The following is a 19,625-nucleotide window of genomic DNA, read 5'->3' as shown; positions in this document are numbered from 1 at the left end:
CTTCCCCTATGAGAAGAATTGTGCGGCCCAGTCGTAGGCGAGCGCAAAGGTCGAGTCGCAAACCCTGTTCCTCGAAACAGAATGTCAGCGGGTTTTTGTTTGAAGCGGAGGACAAATTGGCAATAATGTCGCAAAATTGCGACAAGGGGGAAACCGCATCATGGTTCTCTTGACGTTCACCTTCAGTTGTCATCAATACAGCCACAGCGATCAGGTACTATGCGTTTAAGGAGGACATGACCAACCCCCGGATGCATACCCGAAACGAGCAGAAGGCGGCGCTCCTATGATCACTGACCTCACCCTGGGCGAGAACATCTTCAATTCCCCCGATTTGAGCATCAAGATGAAAATTCTTCATGCGGTGAACAAATCTCTCGATCAGATTACCGTGGCCGAGATCTGCCGCAACGCCGGCATCTCGCGACAGACCTTCTACCGGCACTTCGAGAGCAAGTATGACATCCCCTGGTGGTACTCCATCTTCTGCCGCCAGTTCTATTTGAACGAGATCGGCCGCACCATCGATTGGAAAACGGGCTACTACCACCATCTGCGGCTCATCGCCCAGGAGCGCGATTTCTTCCGTGAGTCCATCCAGTATTCGATCAACACGCCCTTCGGGCAGACCATCATGCCAGAAAACCGCAAGGCCGTGCTTCTCGACACCTTGGAGAACTACCGCCATGTCGAGGTGAACGACAACCTGCGCTTCATCGTGGAGGTGTTCTCGAAGCTGGAATGCGAGGTCATGAACGACTGGTTCCGCTCCGATGAGCCCACCGATCTTGCGCGCTGGACCGACGATTTGGTGAGCCTCGTGCCCGACCGCCTCTACCGCGCCCTGGAGATACCCGCAACCGATCGATAGAGTCGCGCAAGCCCTTCATCCCGTCTCGCAATGAACCCGCCGAGGCAAACCAGCAGGTTCGCTTCGGCGAACTTGTAGTACCATGGGAACGCGAACGTCAAGGCGCCCGCGGGCGCACACGATAAAGGAGCGAGTCTCAATGTACGACGGTCTTCAGAGCCCGGGGCGCAACGACGAGTGCTGGTGCGGCAGCGGCAAGAAATACAAGAAATGCCACCTCGATTTCGACGAGCGCCTGGAAGAGCTCGCCGAGGCCGGCGAGGAGGTTCCCCCGCGCGATTTGCTGAAGACCCCGGCCGAGATCGAGGGCATCAAGCGCAGCGCCGAGGTGAACATCGGCGTGCTGGATTACGTGGCCGAGCGCATCGCGCCGGGCATTACCACCGAGCAGATTGACCAGTGGGTGCACGACTACACCGTGGAGCACGGCGCCATTCCCGCGCCGCTCGATTATGAGGGCTTCCCGAAGTCGGTGTGCACCTCGGTCAACGAGGTGGTCTGCCACGGCATCCCCTCCCCTGACGAGGTGCTGCGCGAGGGCGACATCGTCAACATCGACTGCTCCACCATCAAGGACGACTTTTTCTCGGATTCTTCTCGCATGTTCTGCATCGGCGAGGCGTCGCCGGAGGCGGCCGATCTCGTGCGCGTCACGAAAGAGGCCGTGCAGGTGGGGCTGGACGCTATCAAGCCCTGGGGGCATCTGGGCGACATCGGCGCGGCCGTGAACGCCTATGCGCGCGAGCACGGCTACACCGTCGTTCGCGAGTTCGGCGGCCACGGCATCGGCCTGGAGTTTCACGAGGATCCCTTCGTGAGCTTCGTCACGGAAGCAGGCACCGGGCCCATTCTCGTGCCGGGGCTCTGCTTCACCATCGAGCCCATGATCAACGCCGGCGCCCAGGAGATCGACATGACCGACCCCAACGGCTGGACAGTCCGCACCGCCGATCGGTCGCTCACGGCCCAATGGGAGGTCCAACTCGTCATCACCGAGGACGGTTACGAACTGCTCAGCTGGTAGAGGGATAGCTCACCGGGCACCGTTTCCGAAATGATGGCGGTAACTTTACGGTCGCCATACGCTTAGCGGCCCGCTCCGATTTCGGGGCGGGCCGCTTCTATGCTGACTGGTGTTCATTCAAGAACCCTTTCTCTGAGAGGAGCTTTTCCCATGACCGAGAACACCAACCAAACCCCTGGCGTCACCGCCGGCTACGGCCCCGAAGGCCGCGAGCTCGAGCGGGGATCTCTCGCCTATGGCGAGCCCGCTCGCACCCCTGGCGACGTTGAGACCGCCGCTGCGGGCGATGCGAGCGAGATGCTCGGCGAGGTGCTGCAATCCCAGGAGCTGAACCCCGACGAGCCCGCCGTCACCAACGAGCCTGCCGTTATGCCGCAGGCTGCGCCCTCCGTCGCCGTGGCACCGGTTCAGCCGCAGCAGCCGACCGCCGCGACCCATCAAGCCGCCTACCAGGCAACCTACGGCGCACCTCAGCAGGTAGCAGCGGCACCCCAGGCTCCCACTGCGGCCGCGACGCCCGGCACCGTCCCCACGGCCTCGCCCCACGCCGCGGCAGCCGCAACCGCGGCCGCCGTCCAGAAGACGCGCAAGACCATCGACCCCGAGCAAGTTTTCCGCATCTGCGGCATGATCGTCGGCGCCGTCATCATCGTCTTCGGCCTGTGCATGCTCGCCTACTACACGCCCGACGACGTCAGCTCCCTGTTCGACACCTACCAGATGAACGGCTCCGCCGGCTTCGCAAGCGCCGGCGCCACCTCGGCCCAAGTGCTGAAGGCCGGCTTCTCGATGCTACTCATCGGCTTCGGCGCCACCGACATCTGCGCCTTCGGTGCCAAGTACATGAAGGCCAAGAAGCGCGAGCAAAAGTAACAGTTTTCGGTGACGTTTTGCATTTTCTGTGAGGGTTGCTATAATGGTCACCGATTTACGCCGAAGCCCACAAGCTTCGAACGATGAGGGCTCTGTTTTTGGAGGGGACAGAGCCCTTTGTCATATCTAGGGACTCTAAGACAGATTTCGGGTTATAGGACAAAAAGCGTGCCCGCTCCCACTGCTCACTGCCTGTATTTCGGAAATAGATGCGAGTTTCGCGCAACTGAAATTAGGAATCAGGAAATAGATGCGAGTTTCGAGCGCAGTTTTTGGCAATTTGGCTCAAAATGGAGTCGTCCTGGCGCGCGAAATTCCCAACTATTTCCGGAACGCGCGCGAAACTCTCATCTAATTCCGAAGGGCGCGCGAAACTCTCATCTAATTCCCAAATCGCTTCTCGTTGTCATCCGTCGCGCCCTGCCTGCAGAAAAAAGCCCCTCCAGCAGAGAGGGGCTCCGGTAAAGAGGGGCTCTGGCAGAGAAGGCTCGCCGAAGTCACTACACCGCGAACACCACCGAGCAGATGCTCAGCAGGATGGCGCCGAACACGAGCGTGAACACCATCATGGGCCACACGAACTTGAACCAGTGGGACATCTTCATGTCCAGCATCTGCAGCGTGGCCATCACGAGGCCCGTGGGCGCGATGTAGAGCATGGCGTACTGGCCGAACTGGTAGGCCGCCACAATGATCCAGCGGGGAATGCCCACGGTGTCGGCCAAAGGCGCGAAGATAGGCATCGCCAGCACGGCCAGGCCGCTGGAGGAGGGCACCACGAAGCCGAGCACGAAGAAGATGAGCAGCAGGCAGATCACGAACAAAGGGCCGCTCATGCCGGCCACCAGATTCGAGGCCGCATTCAGCATGGTATCGCTGATCATGCCCTCGGTGAGCACGTGGTTCACGCCGCGGGCCAGGCCGATGATGAGGGCCACGGGCACCAGGCTGGAGGCGCCGGCACCGAAGGCGTCCACCATTTTCGCCTCCCCCACGCCGTCCTTGCCCGTGCCTCCGATGAACATAACCAGGATGGACAGCGTCACGAATTCGGCGGCCATCTGCGGGAACCACCAACCGAGGTTCATGACGCCCACGATCATGATGATGAAGGCGGCTACGAAGATGACGAGCACGATCTTCTTGCGCAGGCTGAACTCCCGGGCTGCTGCGCCGCTTTCATCCAGCTCCCACTGGGCATTGAACTTCTCGCGATCCTCGTAGGAGTAGCTGAATTTCGGGTCGGCCTTCACCTTCTTGGCATACCAATGCAGGTACAGCAGAAACACAATGGCGCCCACGACGAGAGCGAAGGCGCGCACGGCGATGCCCTCGGTGAACACGGTGCCGGCCGCATTCGATGCGATGACGGCCGAGAACGGGTTCACCGTGGAGAACGTCGTGCCGATGGAGCCGGCCATGAAGATAGCGCCCACGACCACAATGGAGTCGTAGCCCAGCGCGATGAAGATCGGCGCGAGAATCGGGTAGAAGGCCACGGCCTCCTCCTCCAGGCCGCACATGGTGCCACCGAAGATCATGAACACCGACACGCCGAACACCAGCAAAAACTCGCGGCCCTTGGTCTTCTTCGTGAGGGCCGCAAGCCCCGATTCGAAGGCGCCGGTCACCTTCACTACGCCGATAAGGCCGCCCAAGCACAGGATGAACACCATGACGTCGATGCCGTCGATGACGCCCCATACCATGGAGTACGGAATGTCGGCGATGGACACCGGGTGCGGGTCGAGCCCCTCGTAGGTGCCGGGAATGGACACGGCCTTGGTGATGGCGCCGCTCGTGAACTGGTCGATGTCGATCTTCACGCCGAGGTCGTCCAGCGTCTGCTGCGTGGCGTCCAGCTGCGAGGTCTCGCCGGTGGGGGTGGTCATCTCAAGCTTGCCGCTGTCGGCGTCGTAGAGCAGCTTGGAGTACTGGCCCGCCGGCACGAACCACGTGCAGATGACGGCGATAATGGTCACGATGAACAGGATGGTGAACGCCGAGGGGAAGGAGAACTTGCGTTTCTTCTTCTCCTTTCCCGGTTCCTCGGTTGGGATGGGGCGGGCCTCCATGGTTGTCTCAGCCATGATGATCTCCTATCTGAATCGGGGCGGAGTGCCGAACGCCTCCCCGCGGATCCTCGTCGCCCGGTCCGGCAGACGGGCAGCCGGCCGGGCGGCCCGTCGAAGCGCGGCCCGAGGGCCCGCGGGAGGAAGTACTGGAGCGAGTGTAGGGTCGCCGGGACTCGCCTGCCTAGGCATAAGGCGGGGATGGCCGCTGCCCGCGCCGGGTATAATTTGGTGATATTGTGGAGACGCCTTTCTAAACGGTAGCTAAACCGCAGGTGAGAAGGCCGTTGGCGGCCCGTTGCCAACGAGGGACCGTTCGTCCGCGACGGCGCCATCCGCGATTCGCTACACTGTGCTCGCTGGCTTGCCCGCGCCCCGCGCGCCCTCCGACGCCCCCATCTTCGAGGAACGCCATGACCCTGCTGTTCTACTACACGCTTCTCATCATGTTCTTCTACACCATCGTGGCGGCCACGAGCCTGTCGGCCTTCTACGTGTCACGGCGGCGCACCTTCCTCTACGCCACCGTGGGCTTCGCGTTCTACTTCTTCGACGTCTCCCTCGTCTTTAAGGACAATTTCATCACCCCCGATGCCGTGTTCGAAGCCGCCTCGTTTTACGATGTGGGACACCCTTATACCTCCATCATCGCCGGCGGCGGCGCGTTCCTCTTTCTGTGGCTGGCCGCCTGCCGCTACTGCCGGGAAGAACGCCCCGTCGTTCGCTTTGCGCCCGTGGCACTGTGGGCCGCGCTGTCGCTGGCCGCCTATCAGCTCATCGAGAACCCGCAATGGAGGGAGTTCATCTACTACAACCTGCGCGCTGTGCTGCAGCTGGCCTGCTACGGCCTGCTCGCCTGGTGGTACACGCACTCCCCCGACCCCGAGCGGCGCTCCATCATGAAGAGCCACCGCACCGCGTTCTTCTGGGCCATCGGCCTTACCTGCGGCATCATTCTGGAGAACGTGTACGTCCAGCTGATCTTCGACCCCGGCTCCATTCCCCGCGGCATGTGGGTCCTCGCCGAGCGCAGCCCCATGGAGAACCTCCTGTTCATCTGCTACGGCCTGGCGGTTCTGCGGGGCGCGTCGGTGTCCCTGCAGCTGCGAGCCCGCGAACTGCCCGAAGGCGACGATCCGCTGCTCGCGGAGTCCATCGACCGCCTGCTGCCTTTATATAGCCGCACCTACGATCTCTCCAAGCGCGAGGAGGAGGTGCTGCGGCACGCGCTCATGGGGAAGGACAACCAGAACATTGCAAGCGCACTAACGCTTTCCGCCGGCACCGTGAAGGTGCATATGCACAACATCCTGAAGAAGACCGGCCACGCCAACCGCGCCGAGCTGGCCGCCGACTTCTGGGAGCGCTGAGCAAAGGGCTTTCGCGAGGTTTTTGCTACATCTCGAGAACATGACCCCAAAGGGCTACATATTGTGCTAGAATTCCGTTTCGCTAACTAGATATAGTGAACCAGCGAGGCATTAACCGAACCGCAAACGACAAGGAGCCTATCATGGAGAACAAGATGATCGACGGCGTGAAGGTGGCCGTGAACTACGCACAGGCCAGCGATACCCCCGTATCCGACGACGAGATCAAGGCCTACATCAAGCGCGCCTACGACAAGTACCCCCATGGTCAGCTGGAGTCGCTGACGCTGGATGTCGATGGCGAGGACGTGGGCATCCACTACGGGCTCGCACCGGTGAAGTTCGACCGCATCCGCCGCATCACCGGTTACCTGGTGGGTACGCTCGACCGCTTCAACGACGCCAAGCGCGCCGAGGAGCACGACCGCGTCAAGCACGAGGTTCCCGCCTGCTGCAAGTAACCTGGCTTTTTTCGCAGTCTGAAAGCCTACAGCGGCAATCGCCCTTCCAGGGCGCGGCCCAAGGTGACCTCGTCGGCGAATTCCAAGTCGCCGCCGACGGGAAGCCCGCTGGCCGGGCGCGTCACCTTCACGCCCAAGGGCTTGATGAGCCGCGCGAGGTAGGCGGCGGTGGTCTCCCCTTCAATGTTGGGGTTCATGGCGAGCACCACCTCGGTCACGTCCTCGCGACCGAGGCGCGCCATCAGCTCGGCGATGCGCAAGTCGCCGGGGCCGACACCCTCCATGGGTGCCAGCACGCCGCCGAGCACATGGTAGACGCCGTTGAACACGGCCGTGCGCTCGATGGGCGGGATGTCGCGGGGCTCGCTCACCACGCAGATGACCGAGTCGTCGCGCTTGGCACTGGCGCAGATCTCGCACAGGTCGCCCTCGGCATAGTTGAAGCAGCGGGCACAGAAGTGCACGCCCGCCTTCACCTCGCGGATGGCGTCGGCCAGACGCAGCGCCTCGGCCGCGTCGGTGTTCAGGATCCAATAGGCCATGCGCTGGGCCGACTTCGGCCCCACGCCGGGCAAACGCTCCAGCTCATCGAGGAGCTTTTGGATGGAAGGTGCCGCTTGCACGAATGTCGCCTTAGGGCGCGGCTACATCAGGCCAGGGATCTTCATGCCGCCCATGACGGCGTTCATGCGGGCGTTGGCCGCCTCGCTGGCGGCGCGCAGCGCCTCGTTCACGGCGGCGACGACCATGTCCTGCAGCATCTCCACGTCCTCGGGATCCACGGCAGCGGGGTCGATGGTGATGTCGGTGATGGCCATCTCGCCGGTGGCCGTGGCCTTCACCATGCCGCCGCCAGCCGAGGCCTCGAAGGTCATGGCAGCAATCTCCTGCTGAGCCGCGGCAGCATCGCGCTGCATCTTCTGAGCTTGCTTCATCATTTTCTTCATGTCCATGAAAGGGTCTCCTTTGCTGGTTCGCGGGTCGCGCCCGACTGCTAACGTATTCTAGGGCATCTCGCCCAATCTCGCCTAGACGACTTCCTCGAAGTTGACGCCGTCGCCGAAGCCGAAGGCAAGCGAGGCGGCGAGGTCGGGCTCCTCTACGGGATTCGGGGAAGGCCCGGACACGGCATCGGGCTCGGGGGGAAGCGCGGAGACGGACGGTGCTGCCATCGAAGGGGCCGGCGAGGGGGCAGGAGCGGACGCAGGCGCTTGAGGTGTCGCACCAGACGGCGCCGGCACCTGGGGCGCCTCCTCCCACGGGGGCACTTCGGAAGAGGCGGCGGGAGAGGCATTTGCGGAGACGCTCGGCGCCGGGGAGGTCGCTGCGCCCTGGGGCGAGGCGCCCCGGGAGGCGAAGGGGTCCTCGAAAGGGATATCCGCATCGTCGTAGGGAACGTAGTCGTCGTAGGGCGGCCGATCGTCATCGGGCGCGGGGGCCGGCGAGGACGCCGGCGCAGCGGCGGAAGCGGGAACCGCGGGCGCACTCACGCTAGAAGGCGCGCCGGACATCGGGCTCGCCGAAGCAGCGGACGGGGCAGGTACCGATTGAGAGGCCGGTGCGGGTACGTTAAATGCGGAAGCCGCGGCGGGAGCAGAGGCCATCGGAGCCGAGGCGCCGCCCTTGCGCAGCTCGAAGGGAATGTCCCCGTGGGCTTCACGGCGCAGAGCCTGGGCGAGCTCAGCCTGCACGTCGGGTTTCTGCACGGCGCGGAAGGCGAAGTCGTTCTCGGCGGGGAACTCGATGAGAAGCGCGCCCGCCGCCGCATCGAAGACCGCCTTGGTGTTCATGAACAGCACGCCGTAGGCCGCCTTGGACTTCTTCAGCGAGGCGAGAACACCGGCCCAGAGACGCTGAAGCGAGGCCATGTTCGAGAGCGTGGCGACGATCTCGGGCGACAGAGAGCCCGCGGCCGCCGGAGCGGACGGCGCGGGGGCCGGGGCAGATGCCGTAGACGGGGCGGAGGCAACTGCGGCCGGAGTCGCCGCGGCAGGGGCTGCCGTCGGGGCAACCCCTTCCGTAGGGGCGGACACAGGTCCGCCCTCCGCGAGCGGGACAGACTGGCTGTCGCACGGCGCTGATCCGGACGGAGCCGAGGGGCGACCAAGGTCGCCCCCTACGAGGGCCGCTCCCGCAGGCACAACGGGCGCGGCAGCCACGACAGAGGCGCCGGCCAGCTGGCGCTCCAGGGTTTCCACACGCTCGGCCAGAGCCTCCAGCGTCACATCGGCATCGGGGCGCACCATGCGCGTCAGCGCGATCTCGAAGGTAAGCCGCGGGTTCGTGGACGTCTTCAGCTCGCCGGCTACATCCCCCAGCACGCCCAGAAGTCGCGCCAGGCGGTCGACACCGAACAGCGGCAGCTCCTCGGAAAGCTCGCGGCGCGTCGCCTCGGACACGTCGAGCACCACCTCAGGTCCCGCCACGGCCATGACGTACATGTTGCGCATGTGCTCGGCCAGATTCGCCACGAACTGGGCCATGTCGGCGCCGGTTTCCACGTACTCGGCCACCCAGCGGAAGCACGCCGCCGCATCGCGGGCGCCTATCGTCCGCACGATGTCGGCCAGATCCGTGGAGTCCACGGCCCCCAGCATCCGCTCGGCCACTTCCATGGTCACCGAGCCGTCGCCGAAGGCGATGAGCTGCTCCAGCGAGGTGAGCGCGTTGCGCATGCCGCCCTCGGCCCGGTGCGCGATGAGCTCGAGCGCCTCCCCCTCGAACTCCACGTTCTCGGCGGTGCAAATGGCCCCCAAGCGAGACACCATGGCTTCGGTGGAGATGCGGCGGAAATCGAAGCGCTGGCACCGCGAGTGAATGGTCTCGGGCACCTTCTGAGGGTCGGTGGTGGCCAGGATGAATACCACGTGGCTCGGCGGTTCCTCCAACGTCTTCAGAAGCGCGTTGAAGGCGGCCGTCGAGAGCATGTGCACCTCGTCGATGATGTACACCTTGTAGCGCCCGCGGGTCGGCGCGAACTGCACGCGGCCGATGATCTCCTCGCGGACGTTCTCCACGCCGGTGCGGCTCGCGGCGTCCAGCTCGTAGACGTCCGGGTGCTCGCCGGCAGCGATCATCTCGCAATCGTCACAGGTGCCGTCGGGTGTGTCCGTGGGTCCCTTCTCGCACAAAAGCGCCTTGGCCAGAAGGCGCGCCGTGGTGGTCTTGCCGGTGCCGCGCGGGCCCGTGAACAGGTAGGCGTGGCTCACCTTGTCCTGGGCGATGGCGTTTTTAATGGTGCGCTCGATGTGCTCCTGGCCGACCACGTCCTCGAAGATCTGCGGTCGGTACTTGCGATAGAGTGCCTCGGCCATGGCCTACTCCCCGTCTTTCTCCTCGGTCTCGGAAACCAGTGCCTGCGCGCCCTCGGCCGGCTGCGCGATCTGCTCGGCCGCCACCCGGCGCCGCGCCTCCGCCTTCGCCTCGGCCTCGGCGCGCATCACGCGCTCCTCGGTCAGCTCGCGCTGGTACTCGGCCTCGTTCACGCGCTCGGCCGCCTGGGCAACCGGATCGCCCTCCTTGGCGCGACGACTGTTCAGCGCGGCCTTGATGACACCGACGAACGCCGGCGCCACGGACACGGCCACAATGCCCAGCACGATCACCTCGAAGTGCTCCTGCACCAGCGGAATGCCGCCGAAGAAGTATCCCACCAGTACGAACAGGCTCACCCAGGAGATGCCGCCGACGGCGTTGAAGAACGTGAACTTCCCGAAGTTCATGTGTCCGGTACCGGCGATGAACGGCGCGAAGGTGCGGAAAAACGGCATGAACCGCGTGATGATGATGGTCAGGCCGCCGTAGCGCTCGAAGAAGTGGTCGAGCTTGGCCATGCGCTCGGGCGTGAGCGCCTTCACCTTCCCCGAATCGATGATGCGGCTGCCGAACAGGCGCGCGATCCAGTAGTTCGACGTGTTGCCCAAAATGGCCGCCGCCCAGAACACGATGAGCGTGGCCCACACGTTCAGGCCGCCGCCGTCGGCGGAGAACACGCCCGCTGCGAACAGGAGCGAGTCGCCCGGCAGAAACGGGAAGAACACGAGCCCCGTCTCCACGAACACGATGAGGAACAGCGGCGTGTACACCCACACCGGGCCCAAAGCGATGATCCAGCCGGCGATGAAGCCGCGCGGGTCTTTCAAAAGGTTGATGAAAAAGTCGATGATGCCCACCGAGTCTCCAATCTGCAGAATAACGTAGAAGGCGGCGCGCCGCCGGCCCCATTGTATTTTCAGAGGTCACGGCAACGAGGCCCTGCGCAAAAGCGCCACGGTAATTTTACGTTGGCACCGCGGTGCGCCCTTCGCGCAAAAGTGCCTCGAATAGGTATGGGCGCTCGTCAGCGGTCCCTTATGGCTGCTTCCTCCCGGACCTGACCAGGTTCGGAACATGTCGCCGCCCATACCCATTCGAGGCACTCGAACTCGTAAGGCCTAAGTATAGGGGAAGCGCGCACGACTGGCGACGGCGCTCCCCTCCGGCAACTAAAAGTCCATAGGGCGCCCGCTAAAGACCGTCTGCGGGCATTTTCACTACGCGATCCTTGTTAAGATCTTCGTAAGGTCTTCGCAAAAACCGGGGGAATTGCTACTATTCTTTCGACCCTTAAACGTAACTCAAACACATCAGTCCCGAGGATGTCATGGCCCGATCCGATTACAGCCGCTACGACGACGAACCCAGACGCTCCCAAGGCGGCCTCTCTCTTTCCACGGGCCGCTTCGATGGCCGCTCCACTGGTGCCGCCCGTTCGTCTTCATCCTCCGATAACCGCCCGCGCAGCACCCGCCATAATCCCCTGCGCGACGAGTACCCCTCAAGTCGCGACCGGCGTCGCGAACCCGAGTCGGGACGCCGGCACTCGGGCGGCGAGCGCTCTGCACGCGGCGAGAGGCCCCGCGGCAATCAAGCGCCCGCCGGCAATCGCAGCGCCCAGGGGCGTTCGCGCAACGGCGCTCCCTCTGGCCGCGGCAGCCACGCCCCTCGCGCTGGCGCCGCATTCGCCCCCCAGATGCACACCCTCGCCCCGGCCGGCGGCTTCAGCCTCGCACGGGCGGCGATGGCGCTCATCGCCATCGCGCTGGCCGTCATCTTCGCCATGGCGCTTTTCCACATCGGTCCTTTCGCATCGGCCGCCGCCAAAGACGGCAGCAAGCACGTCGGTGTCGCCAGCGCCAACGCCGTGGGCAACAACGCTTCCTACTTCGCGCAGAACGTCGCCACCCAGGTAAGCCTCGCCCGCCCCGTCGAGCCGGAGCTGGCCCAGCTGCCCGCCTACACGCCGACCCGCGACGACCTCACCAACCTCGCCGGTCAGAAGGCCCCCTTCGCCTTCGCCCTCGGCAACGCGACCAACGACGCCGGCGAACAGCCCGCCGCGCCCGTGCTCTCCGACCGTTCCCTCGTGAGCTTGAACAACGCGCTCTCCTACTACGACAACAATGGCTATGAGGCCAGCTACCTCATCATGGATCTGGGCACGGGACGCGGCATTGCCGGCAACGTGGACGTGCCCATCTACGGCGCCAGCTCGTTCAAGGGCCCCTATTGCGCCTATGTGGTGAACAAGGAGTTCCCCAACGACATCGACCGCGCCTCGTCTTCGCGCCTCACTCAGGTGGAAAACACCATTGTCTGGTCGGACAATTCCTCCTACGGCAAGCTGCGCCGCACCTACGGAAACGACGGCATGGAAGCATGGCTGGCCGAGGCCGGCGTCGATACGGCGCTGGTGAACGACACGTACTTCCCCACCTACACGGCACGCCAGTCGGCCCTCATGTGGTTGAAGATCTACGAGTACCTGACGACTGCCGACACCTCGGCAGCCCAGTGGCTCTCCGACACCTTCGGCAAAACCGAAGTCTCATTCCTGCGCAACGGCGCCCTGGGCACCACGAGCGCAGGGCACACCGACTACCTGCCGGAAGAGGGTTCCGGCGGCGAGGAGGGCGTGGAAGACGACGGAAGCGACGAGGAGGGCTCCGAGGAGAGCACGGCCGCCGACGGCTCCGAAGGCGACGGCCCCGTGCTCGCCGAAGACGCGGAGGGCGGCCAGACGCTCATTGAAGAGGACAAGACCGTCGCCTCTATCGGCACAAACATCACCGTGCGCAACAAAGCCGGCTGGATCGACGGCCAAGACGACGACGCCGTGTGCGATTCGGGCATCGTCACCATCAACGGTCGCGACTACCTCATAACCATCATGACCAATGCGCCCGACTCGGCCGCCGGCGAGCAGGCCTTCGCCCACCTCGCCCGCACCCTCCTGGAAATCCGCAGCGACCTCGTCTGATATTCAAATCACGATTTGACAAATCTAGATTTGAATACGCGGTACTGGGATAATTGCATCGATTGAATAACCCAGCGTGCACCCTTCCGAAAGGCTCTTATGGCGAATGAATCAGGCAATCCCCTCGCCCCGCGAACGCGGCCGCCCTATTACGCCGGTACGCCCATTGAGTTTGCCGGTTACGTGGACGACTTCGACCGCGCCATTTGCGCCATGGAGTTCTCGCTGGATGACGGCGCCTCCTGGACGGCCTATCCCACTGCCGCCGTGGACAAGAGCCGCGGGGTGAACTGGCGGTTCGTCTATACCCCGGAAACCCCTGGGCGCTACCTGCTGAAGGTGCGGCCCGTGACCGAGGATGGCGAGCCCTCCGCGCTGGTGGCCGGGTTCGCCTTCGAGGCGCTGCCCGCCGGGGGCACCTACGGAGATGCGCGCATCCGCGCCGTGGGCGGTTCGTTCAGAGATGCGCGCATCTTCCGGTCCCGAGAGCTTTCGAACCTCACGGGCGAGGAGGCGGCCTTCCTCTCGGGCGCCCTCGGCATCGCCACCATCTACGATTTGCGCACGGCCGCCGAAGTGGCGGCGCATCCGGAGCCCTACATCGTGGGCATGCGCACCGTGGCCCTGGAGCCCTCCACTGAGCATCGCCGCAAGGATTCCGACAAGCGCCTGATCGCCGGCGTCATCGAGCGCTACGGCGAGCCCGAGGAGCGCATGGGCGCGAACTACCGCCGCTACGTGCGCGAGTATCCGCTGGTGGGGCAGGCCCTGCGCTCCATGGCCGCCGAGGGACGCCCCGCGCTCATCCACTGCGTGAACGGCAAGGACCGCACCGGGGTGCTATGCGCCACGCTTTTGCGCGCCACCGGAGCCGACGAGGACGCCATCATGGAGGACTATCTGCGCGTGAACGCCGACCACGCCGACCTCATCGCAGAGGAGGCAGCGCACCTCGACGGGGGCATGACCGACCACGAGCGCGCCATCCTGCTGTCGTTTCTGGAAGCGCGGCCGGCCTACCTGCGCGCCTACTTCGACGAGATCGACCGCCTCTACGGCAGCTTCGCCACCTACCTGCGCGAGGGGCTGCATCTCACCCCCGAAGCAATCGAGAGCCTTCGCGCCCTGGTGGCCTAGAACGAGAAAGGGCGCCCGCAACGCGGGCGCCCTCGCAGAGGCCAATAACCAAAGCTTACAGGATGCGCAGGCTCACGTCCTTCAGCTGGCGGCCGGTGACGGCACTCGGAGCGCCCGTCATGGGGTCGCTCGCGCTGCTCGTCTTCGGGAAGGCGATGACGTCGCGGATGGAGTCCTTGCGGGCCAGAAGCATCACGAGGCGATCCAAGCCCAGCGCGATGCCGCCGTGCGGCGGGGCGCCCAGCTCCAGCGCGCGGATGAGGTGGCCGAACTTCTCGTCGATCTCCTCGTCGGTCAGCCCCACGACGCGCAGGATGCGGCGCTGCTCCTCGGCGTTGTGGATGCGGATGGTGCCGCCGCCCACCTCGAAGCCGTCCATGACCAAGTCGTAGGAGTAGCTGCCGCAGGCCAGCGGATCGCTCTCGATCTTGTCCAGATCCTCCTTCAGCACATGGGTGAAGGGATGGTGCTCGGCAGCGTACTTCTTCTCGTCCTCGTCGTAGCGGAACATGGGGAAGTTCACGACCCACAGCAGCGCGTGGCCCTCGCGGGGGATGTTCATGGCGTCGGCCATGTGCAGGCGCAGGGCTGAGAGCACCGCGTTGGCGATCTCGGGCTTATCGGCCGCGAACAGCAGAAGGTCGCCGGGCTCCACTTCCATCTCGGCCTTCAGGGCCGCCCACTCCTCGTCGGTGAAGAACTTCTTGATGGGGCTCTTCTCCTGGCCATCGGTGGTGAACGCCACCCAGGCCATGCCCTTGGCGCCGTTGGCCTCGGCGATGCTGGCGAGCTTCTCCACCTCGCCGCGGGACCAGTCGCCGGCACCCTTGACGTTGATGGCCTTCACCACGCCGCCGGACTGGGCCACGCTCGCGAACACCTTGAAGCCGGTATCCTTCACAATGTCGGTGATGTCGTGGAGCAGCATGCCGAAGCGCACGTCGGGGCGATCGCAGCCGTACAGGCGCATGGCGTCGGCGTACTGCATCTTCTGCAGCGGGAAGGCGACGTCGGTCACGCCCACGGCCTTCAAGGTCTCGGCCATGACGCCTTCCATCATGTCGCACACATCGTCGCCCTCGACGAAGGACATCTCGATATCTACCTGGGTGAACTCGGGCTGGCGATCGGCGCGCAGGTCCTCGTCGCGGAAGCACCGGGCGATCTGGTAGTAGCGTTCCACGCCGGCGCACATGAGCATCTGCTTGAACTGCTGGGGGCTCTGGGGCAGGGCGTAGAACTTGCCCGGGTTCGGCCGCGACGGCACGATGTAGTCGCGGGCGCCCTCGGGCGTGGAGTTCGCCAGAATCGGAGTCTCGATCTCCAGGAAACCGCGCTCGTCCAGGGCCCGGCGCATGGCCTGGGTCACCGTGTGGCGCAGCTTCAGGTTGGCGAGCATCTCGGGACGGCGGATGTCCAGATAGCGCCACTTCATGCGCGTGATCTCATCGGTCTCGATGCCATCCTCAATGGAGAAGGGCGGCGTCACCGACGTGTTCAGCACCTCTACCGCATTGGCCAAAACTTCGATCTCGCCCGTGATCATGTTCGGGTTGATCGCCTCCGGTGCACGCTCACGCACGCGCCCGGACACCTTCAGCACGTACTCGCGACCCAAGTGCTCGGCCGCATGGAAGTCCTCCTCGCTCACGCAATCGGGATCGACCACCACCTGGGTGTAGCCGTCGCGGTCACGCAGGTCGATGAAGATGAGGCCGCCGTGGTCGCGAGTGTGCCACGCCCAACCGCACAAGGTCACCTCTTGGTTCACATCAGTCGCACGCAGCTGCCCGCAGGTGGCGGTATGCATGCAATATTCGTTGCGGAAGTCTTCCATAGTCGTTTCGTTGCTCCTAGGGGTCAAAAATCACGTGCCCGTAATCGTACCGCATTGCAGGCGCGCAAGCTAGCTTTCGGCGCGTTCGGCAACGGAAAAGCGCACAGACGGCAGCAAAAAGCCCCCGTCGCTCTCGCGCAGCGACGGGGGCTGAGCAATGCACGATCGGCTCTTATCCTTCAATCAGATCGCGCAGCACGTACTGGAGGATGCCGCCATTTTCGTAGTAGCGGCCCTCCGTGGGCGTGTCGATGCGCACGGTGGCATCGAAGGTCACGGCGCTTCCATCGGGCTTCTCGGCCGTCACCTTCACGACAGCCGGGCTCGGCAGCCCCGCCGAGAAGTCGATGGGCGCCACGGTGATGGTCTCGGAGCCGTCGAGGCCCAGCGTCTCCGCGTTTTGCCCCTCGATGAACTGCAGCGGCAGGATGCCCATGCCGATGAGGTTGGAGCGGTGAATGCGCTCGAAGCTCTCGGCGATGGCCACGCGCACGCCGAGCAGCATCGGGCCTTTGGCCGCCCAGTCGCGGGACGAGCCACTTCCGTACATCTTGCCCGCGAGCACCGCCGCCGGCGTGTCGGAGGCGGCGTAGTTCTCGGCGGCATAATACAGAGGCGTGATCTCGCCGGTGGTAAAGTCGCGGGTCCAGCCGCCCTTGCGTCCATCGGCCAACTTGTTCTGCAGCTTCACGTTAGCGAAGGTGCCGCGCATCATCACCTCGTGGTTGCCGCGGCGGCTGCCGTAGGTGTTGAAGTCGGCCGGGGCCACGCCATGGGCCTCCAGGTACTCGGCCGCCGGCATGTCCGGCGCGATGGCGCCGGCCGGCGAGATATGATCGGTTGTGATGAAGTCGCCGAAGTTGCCGAGCACACGGGCGCCCTCAATGGCGTCCTGGCCCGACACCTCACGGGTCATGCCGTCGAAATAGGGCGGGCGGCGCACGTAGGTAGAGCCGTCGTCCCAAGCGAAGGTATCGCTCGGCTCGGCCCCCAGGGCCTGCCACGCGGCATCGCCCTCAAACATGTTTGCGGCGCCCTGCTCGTACAAGTCGGCCGTCACGAACTCGTCCACAAGAGCGGCCACCTCGTCGGCGGCGGGCACGATGTCGGCGTAGAACACGGGATTGCCCTCAGCGTCCGCGCCAAGGGGATCCTTCTCCAGATCGATGTCCATGGTGCCGGCGATGGCGTAGGCGATGACATTGGCCGGCTGCATCAGGTAGTTCTGCGACACGTCCGGTGAAATGCGGCCCTCGAAGTTGCGGTTGCCCGACAGAACGCTGGCCAGCTCGATGTCGTCGGCCACGGCATGCATGGCCTCGGAGAGGGGACCCGAGTTGCCAATGCAGCTCATGCAACCGAAACCGCAGGTATAGAAGCCCAGCTGGCGCAATGGCTCAGTAAGCCCCGCCCGCTCGAGCAGAAGCTCGGTGGCGCGGCTACCGGGAGCCAAGATGGTCTTCACCCAGGGTGCTGGCGCAAGCCCGCGCTCGGCGGCGTTGCGCGCCATGAGGCCCGTGGCCAGCATCATGGCCTGGTCGGTAGCCGTGGTGCAGCTCGTCACGGCGGCGATGGCAATGGCTCCGTGGGTCAGCTCGTAGTCCTCGCCGTCAACTTCCACATGCACCGTCGCATCGTCGAGGCCGCGCTCGGCGCAGATGGCGCGGAAGCGCTCGCCGGCCTTGGCGAGCGGAATGCGATCGTGGGGGCGCGAGGGGCCCGCCAGAGAAGGTTGGACCGTGGAAAGATCGAGCTCGATCACCTCGGCATAGGTGCGCGGCGCAGCCTCGGGATCGTTCCAGTAGCCCTGGGCCTTCGCGTAGGCCTCAACCAGGGCCACCTGCTCGGCGCTGCGGCCCGTGAGGCGCAGGTAGTCCAGCGTGCGGTCGTCCACCGGGAACAGCGTGCAGGTGCATCCGTACTCCGGGGTCATGTTCGAGATGCAGGCGCGCTGGGTGGCGGAAAGCGCCGCCACGCCGGGGCCGAAGCATTCCACAAAGCAGCCCACCACGCCGCGTTCGCGCAGCATTTGCGCGAACGTCAGCGACACGTCCATGGCCGACACGCCTTCGGACAAGTCGCCCGTCAGCTTCACGCCAATGACGCGGGGCACAAGCGTCGTGATGGGTTGGCCCAGCGCGGCCGCCTCCGCCTCGATGCCACCCACGCCCCAGCCGAGCACACCGATGCCGTTGGCCGTGGGCGTATGGGAGTCGGTACCCACAAGCGTGTCGAAGTACACCACGGGCGTGCCATCGGCGCCGGTAAGGCCGGCGGGAGACTCCATGACCACGCTGGCGAACTTCTCGATGTTCAGCTGGTGGCAGATGCCCTGTCCCGGCGGCACGATGCGCACGTTCTCGAAGGACTCCTGGGCCCACTTCAAAAAGTCGTAGCGCTCGCCATTGCGCTTGAACTCCAGCTTCATGTTCTCATCCATGCAGCCGTCGCACCCGGCCACATCCGCGATGACCGAATGGTCGATAACCAAATCGCACGGCACTTGGGGATTAATTTTCTTCGGATCGCCGCCCAGATCGGCGCACGCCTCGCGCATGACGGCGAAATCGACGAACACCGGCACACCCGTGAAGTCCTGGAACAACACGCGCGCCGGCGTGAACTCCACTTCCTCGCCCGTCTGGCCCGCCAAGCCGGCGGTTACGATGCGCTCAGCCATGGCCTGGGCCTCTTCGGGCGTGCGCCCGCAGCGCAGCGCATTCTCCAAAAGCACGGTAAGGGAGTAAGGCAGCTGCGCCGCCCCCTCTATCTCGCTCACCGGGTAATAGGTGTAGGCCCCATCGCCCACCTTCAAAGAAGCTTCAAAGCTCATGCAACAATCTCCTTGGAACTAGGCAACATTCTCGATGATTTGGTTGGCACGGCGCTTGAGCATGCCCTTGCCGTTCTCGGCATCGAAGCGCATACGATCGGCCAGGGCGCTTTTCACAGACCCGTCCAGCTTCCCCTGGGAGAAGTCGATGACCGCCAGAAGCATATCCTGGAATTCCAAATCGCCGTGATAGCACTGGATGCCCTCGTCGATGAGAGGCCATACTTTTTCCGAGCGTTTCTCGGTCGTCGCACCCAGCTTGCACAGAAAGCGCATGGCGGCCAAACGCAAAGGACCGCTGTCCTCGTCGAACAGGGCCGCCTCGGCGCCGGGGATGGCCTTGTCGCAGGGCCGAGAGTCGAAGGACACGACGTAAGTCAGCGCATCAAGACATTCCCAACGCGTCTGAGCCTCAGAGCGCTCCAATGCGTCGACGAGATCGGACGCGAAAGGCACGAGTATTTCAGGATTCTCAGCAGCCACGCCTGCAATGACCTTCGCTGCCTGCTGGCGGCCGCGGCGGCTCCCATCGGAAAGAGCCTCCACCAACTCCTTCAGCTTCGCCGAATCCTTCAGCGCCTCCTCAACGCGCTTCTTATCTTCAGGGGTCTCTGAACTCAAGGGAAACCTCCCTTTCCTGACGAGCCCTTCGGCTCTGTCATCGACGCCAGTTTTCCAGAAAACATTATACGCGTCCTTATATTTTCAAAGAAAGAAGCCGTTCCCATTTCACGGTTAAGGGCGCACAAAAATCATGAACCACCCCTCAAAGGGGTGGTTTGCTCTGGGCCTATAAGGCCGAGGGGGGCCGGCAGCGTCTAAAGGCGCTGCCTCTCACTTCGTTCAAGC

At 64.3% G+C, this 19,625-nt stretch carries 15 protein-coding genes and 1 other RNA gene; 7 read left to right on the top strand and 9 right to left on the bottom strand.

Annotated elements, in window-relative coordinates:
- Positions 1–286 precede the first annotated feature (286 nt).
- The 3 genes from ACW4LP_RS00080 to ACW4LP_RS00070 all read left to right on the top strand — a co-directional run bounded on the left by ACW4LP_RS00080 (position 287) and on the right by ACW4LP_RS00070 (position 2,768).
- Entirely contained in the window at positions 287–871 is a 585-nt protein-coding gene (locus tag ACW4LP_RS00080; protein WP_114548953.1) for a TetR/AcrR family transcriptional regulator, read from the top strand.
- Between the two features lie 139 nt (positions 872–1,010).
- Positions 1,011–1,895 carry a type I methionyl aminopeptidase gene (gene map / locus ACW4LP_RS00075; RefSeq protein WP_302012635.1) on the top strand — a complete coding sequence of 295 codons (885 nt, stop codon included), beginning with the start codon at positions 1,011–1,013 and terminating at the stop codon, positions 1,893–1,895.
- A 150-nt stretch (positions 1,896–2,045) separates the two neighbouring features.
- The gene (locus ACW4LP_RS00070; protein ID WP_455803352.1) at positions 2,046–2,768 is read left to right on the top strand and encodes a hypothetical protein; all 723 of its coding nucleotides are present in this window, start codon (positions 2,046–2,048) and stop codon (positions 2,766–2,768) included.
- 500 nt (positions 2,769–3,268) lie between these two features.
- Here ACW4LP_RS00070 and ACW4LP_RS00065 read toward each other — a convergent pair whose 3' ends face one another.
- Positions 3,269–4,858 carry a YfcC family protein gene (locus tag ACW4LP_RS00065; protein WP_455803351.1) on the bottom strand — a complete coding sequence of 530 codons (1,590 nt, stop codon included), beginning with the start codon at positions 4,856–4,858 and terminating at the stop codon, positions 3,269–3,271.
- Between the two features lie 395 nt (positions 4,859–5,253).
- On the opposite strand from ACW4LP_RS00065, the gene ACW4LP_RS00060 reads away from it, so the two are divergent.
- Together ACW4LP_RS00060 and nrdD are read left to right on the top strand one after the other, a co-directional pair.
- Positions 5,254–6,210, top strand: coding sequence for a response regulator transcription factor (locus ACW4LP_RS00060; protein ID WP_455803350.1), 957 nt, complete (start codon positions 5,254–5,256; stop codon positions 6,208–6,210).
- A 143-nt stretch (positions 6,211–6,353) separates the two neighbouring features.
- The gene (nrdD, locus tag ACW4LP_RS00055; RefSeq protein ID WP_114548947.1) at positions 6,354–6,671 is read left to right on the top strand and encodes an anaerobic ribonucleoside-triphosphate reductase; all 318 of its coding nucleotides are present in this window, start codon (positions 6,354–6,356) and stop codon (positions 6,669–6,671) included.
- A 26-nt stretch (positions 6,672–6,697) separates the two neighbouring features.
- Here the strand turns inward: nrdD and recR are convergent, their stop codons facing one another.
- The 5 genes from recR to ffs form a co-directional block, all read right to left on the bottom strand.
- On the bottom strand, positions 6,698–7,294 hold the full coding sequence (recR, locus tag ACW4LP_RS00050; RefSeq protein WP_302012632.1) for a recombination mediator RecR: 597 nt from the start codon (positions 7,292–7,294) through the stop codon (positions 6,698–6,700).
- Between the two features lie 21 nt (positions 7,295–7,315).
- A complete protein-coding gene (locus ACW4LP_RS00045) occupies positions 7,316–7,624 on the bottom strand; it encodes a YbaB/EbfC family nucleoid-associated protein (RefSeq protein ID WP_022739071.1) in 309 nt (102 codons plus the stop codon).
- A 75-nt stretch (positions 7,625–7,699) separates the two neighbouring features.
- Positions 7,700–9,985: a DNA polymerase III subunit gamma/tau gene (gene dnaX, locus ACW4LP_RS00040; RefSeq protein WP_455803349.1), complete on the bottom strand. Its 2,286-nt coding sequence runs from the start codon at positions 9,983–9,985 to the stop codon at positions 7,700–7,702.
- 3 nt (positions 9,986–9,988) lie between these two features.
- Entirely contained in the window at positions 9,989–10,843 is an 855-nt protein-coding gene (locus tag ACW4LP_RS00035; RefSeq protein ID WP_455803348.1) for a VTT domain-containing protein, read from the bottom strand.
- A 145-nt stretch (positions 10,844–10,988) separates the two neighbouring features.
- Positions 10,989–11,082: signal recognition particle sRNA small type (ffs, locus tag ACW4LP_RS00030), an RNA gene on the bottom strand.
- A gap of 231 nt (positions 11,083–11,313) precedes the next feature.
- Here ffs and ACW4LP_RS00025 point away from each other — a divergent pair.
- Both ACW4LP_RS00025 and ACW4LP_RS00020 read left to right on the top strand, forming a co-directional pair.
- The gene (locus ACW4LP_RS00025) at positions 11,314–12,969 is read left to right on the top strand and encodes a hypothetical protein (RefSeq protein WP_455803347.1); all 1,656 of its coding nucleotides are present in this window, start codon (positions 11,314–11,316) and stop codon (positions 12,967–12,969) included.
- A 99-nt stretch (positions 12,970–13,068) separates the two neighbouring features.
- Positions 13,069–14,106, top strand: a complete 1,038-nt coding sequence (locus ACW4LP_RS00020; protein WP_455803346.1) for a tyrosine-protein phosphatase — start codon at positions 13,069–13,071, stop codon at positions 14,104–14,106.
- A 55-nt stretch (positions 14,107–14,161) separates the two neighbouring features.
- On the opposite strand, the gene aspS is transcribed toward ACW4LP_RS00020, so the two are convergent.
- From aspS to ACW4LP_RS00005, 3 genes are all read right to left on the bottom strand, one after another.
- The gene (aspS, locus tag ACW4LP_RS00015; RefSeq protein WP_455803345.1) at positions 14,162–15,943 is read right to left on the bottom strand and encodes an aspartate--tRNA ligase; all 1,782 of its coding nucleotides are present in this window, start codon (positions 15,941–15,943) and stop codon (positions 14,162–14,164) included.
- Positions 15,944–16,115: 172 nt separating this feature from the next.
- Positions 16,116–18,776: an aconitate hydratase AcnA gene (acnA, locus tag ACW4LP_RS00010; protein WP_455803344.1), complete on the bottom strand. Its 2,661-nt coding sequence runs from the start codon at positions 18,774–18,776 to the stop codon at positions 16,116–16,118.
- 18 nt (positions 18,777–18,794) lie between these two features.
- Positions 18,795–19,397: a HEAT repeat domain-containing protein gene (locus tag ACW4LP_RS00005; protein ID WP_415979475.1), complete on the bottom strand. Its 603-nt coding sequence runs from the start codon at positions 19,395–19,397 to the stop codon at positions 18,795–18,797.
- Positions 19,398–19,625: the final 228 nt, after the last annotated feature.

The sequence above is a fragment of the Adlercreutzia sp. CNCM I-6215 genome (genome assembly GCF_977072315.1).
Note: the sequence above shows the minus strand (reverse complement) of the source record. Positions and strands in the feature narration are given on the sequence as shown.

Bases quoted from the DNA above. Each gene is read 5' to 3' on its own strand.
- ACW4LP_RS00065 (WP_455803351.1), bottom strand. From the start codon at position 4,858: ATGGCTGAGACAACCATGGAGGCCCGCCCCATCCCAACCGAGGAACCG.
- ACW4LP_RS00070 (WP_455803352.1), top strand. From the start codon at position 2,046: ATGACCGAGAACACCAACCAAACCCCTGGCGTCACCGCCGGCTACGGC.
- ACW4LP_RS00045 (WP_022739071.1), bottom strand. From the start codon at position 7,624: ATGGACATGAAGAAAATGATGAAGCAAGCTCAGAAGATGCAGCGCGAT.
- nrdD (WP_114548947.1), top strand. From the start codon at position 6,354: ATGGAGAACAAGATGATCGACGGCGTGAAGGTGGCCGTGAACTACGCA.
- ACW4LP_RS00020 (WP_455803346.1), top strand. From the start codon at position 13,069: ATGGCGAATGAATCAGGCAATCCCCTCGCCCCGCGAACGCGGCCGCCC.
- aspS (WP_455803345.1), bottom strand. From the start codon at position 15,943: ATGGAAGACTTCCGCAACGAATATTGCATGCATACCGCCACCTGCGGG.
- ACW4LP_RS00025 (WP_455803347.1), top strand. From the start codon at position 11,314: ATGGCCCGATCCGATTACAGCCGCTACGACGACGAACCCAGACGCTCC.
- acnA (WP_455803344.1), bottom strand. From the start codon at position 18,776: ATGAGCTTTGAAGCTTCTTTGAAGGTGGGCGATGGGGCCTACACCTAT.
- ACW4LP_RS00080 (WP_114548953.1), top strand. From the start codon at position 287: ATGATCACTGACCTCACCCTGGGCGAGAACATCTTCAATTCCCCCGAT.
- dnaX (WP_455803349.1), bottom strand. From the start codon at position 9,985: ATGGCCGAGGCACTCTATCGCAAGTACCGACCGCAGATCTTCGAGGAC.
- ACW4LP_RS00060 (WP_455803350.1), top strand. From the start codon at position 5,254: ATGACCCTGCTGTTCTACTACACGCTTCTCATCATGTTCTTCTACACC.
- map (WP_302012635.1), top strand. From the start codon at position 1,011: ATGTACGACGGTCTTCAGAGCCCGGGGCGCAACGACGAGTGCTGGTGC.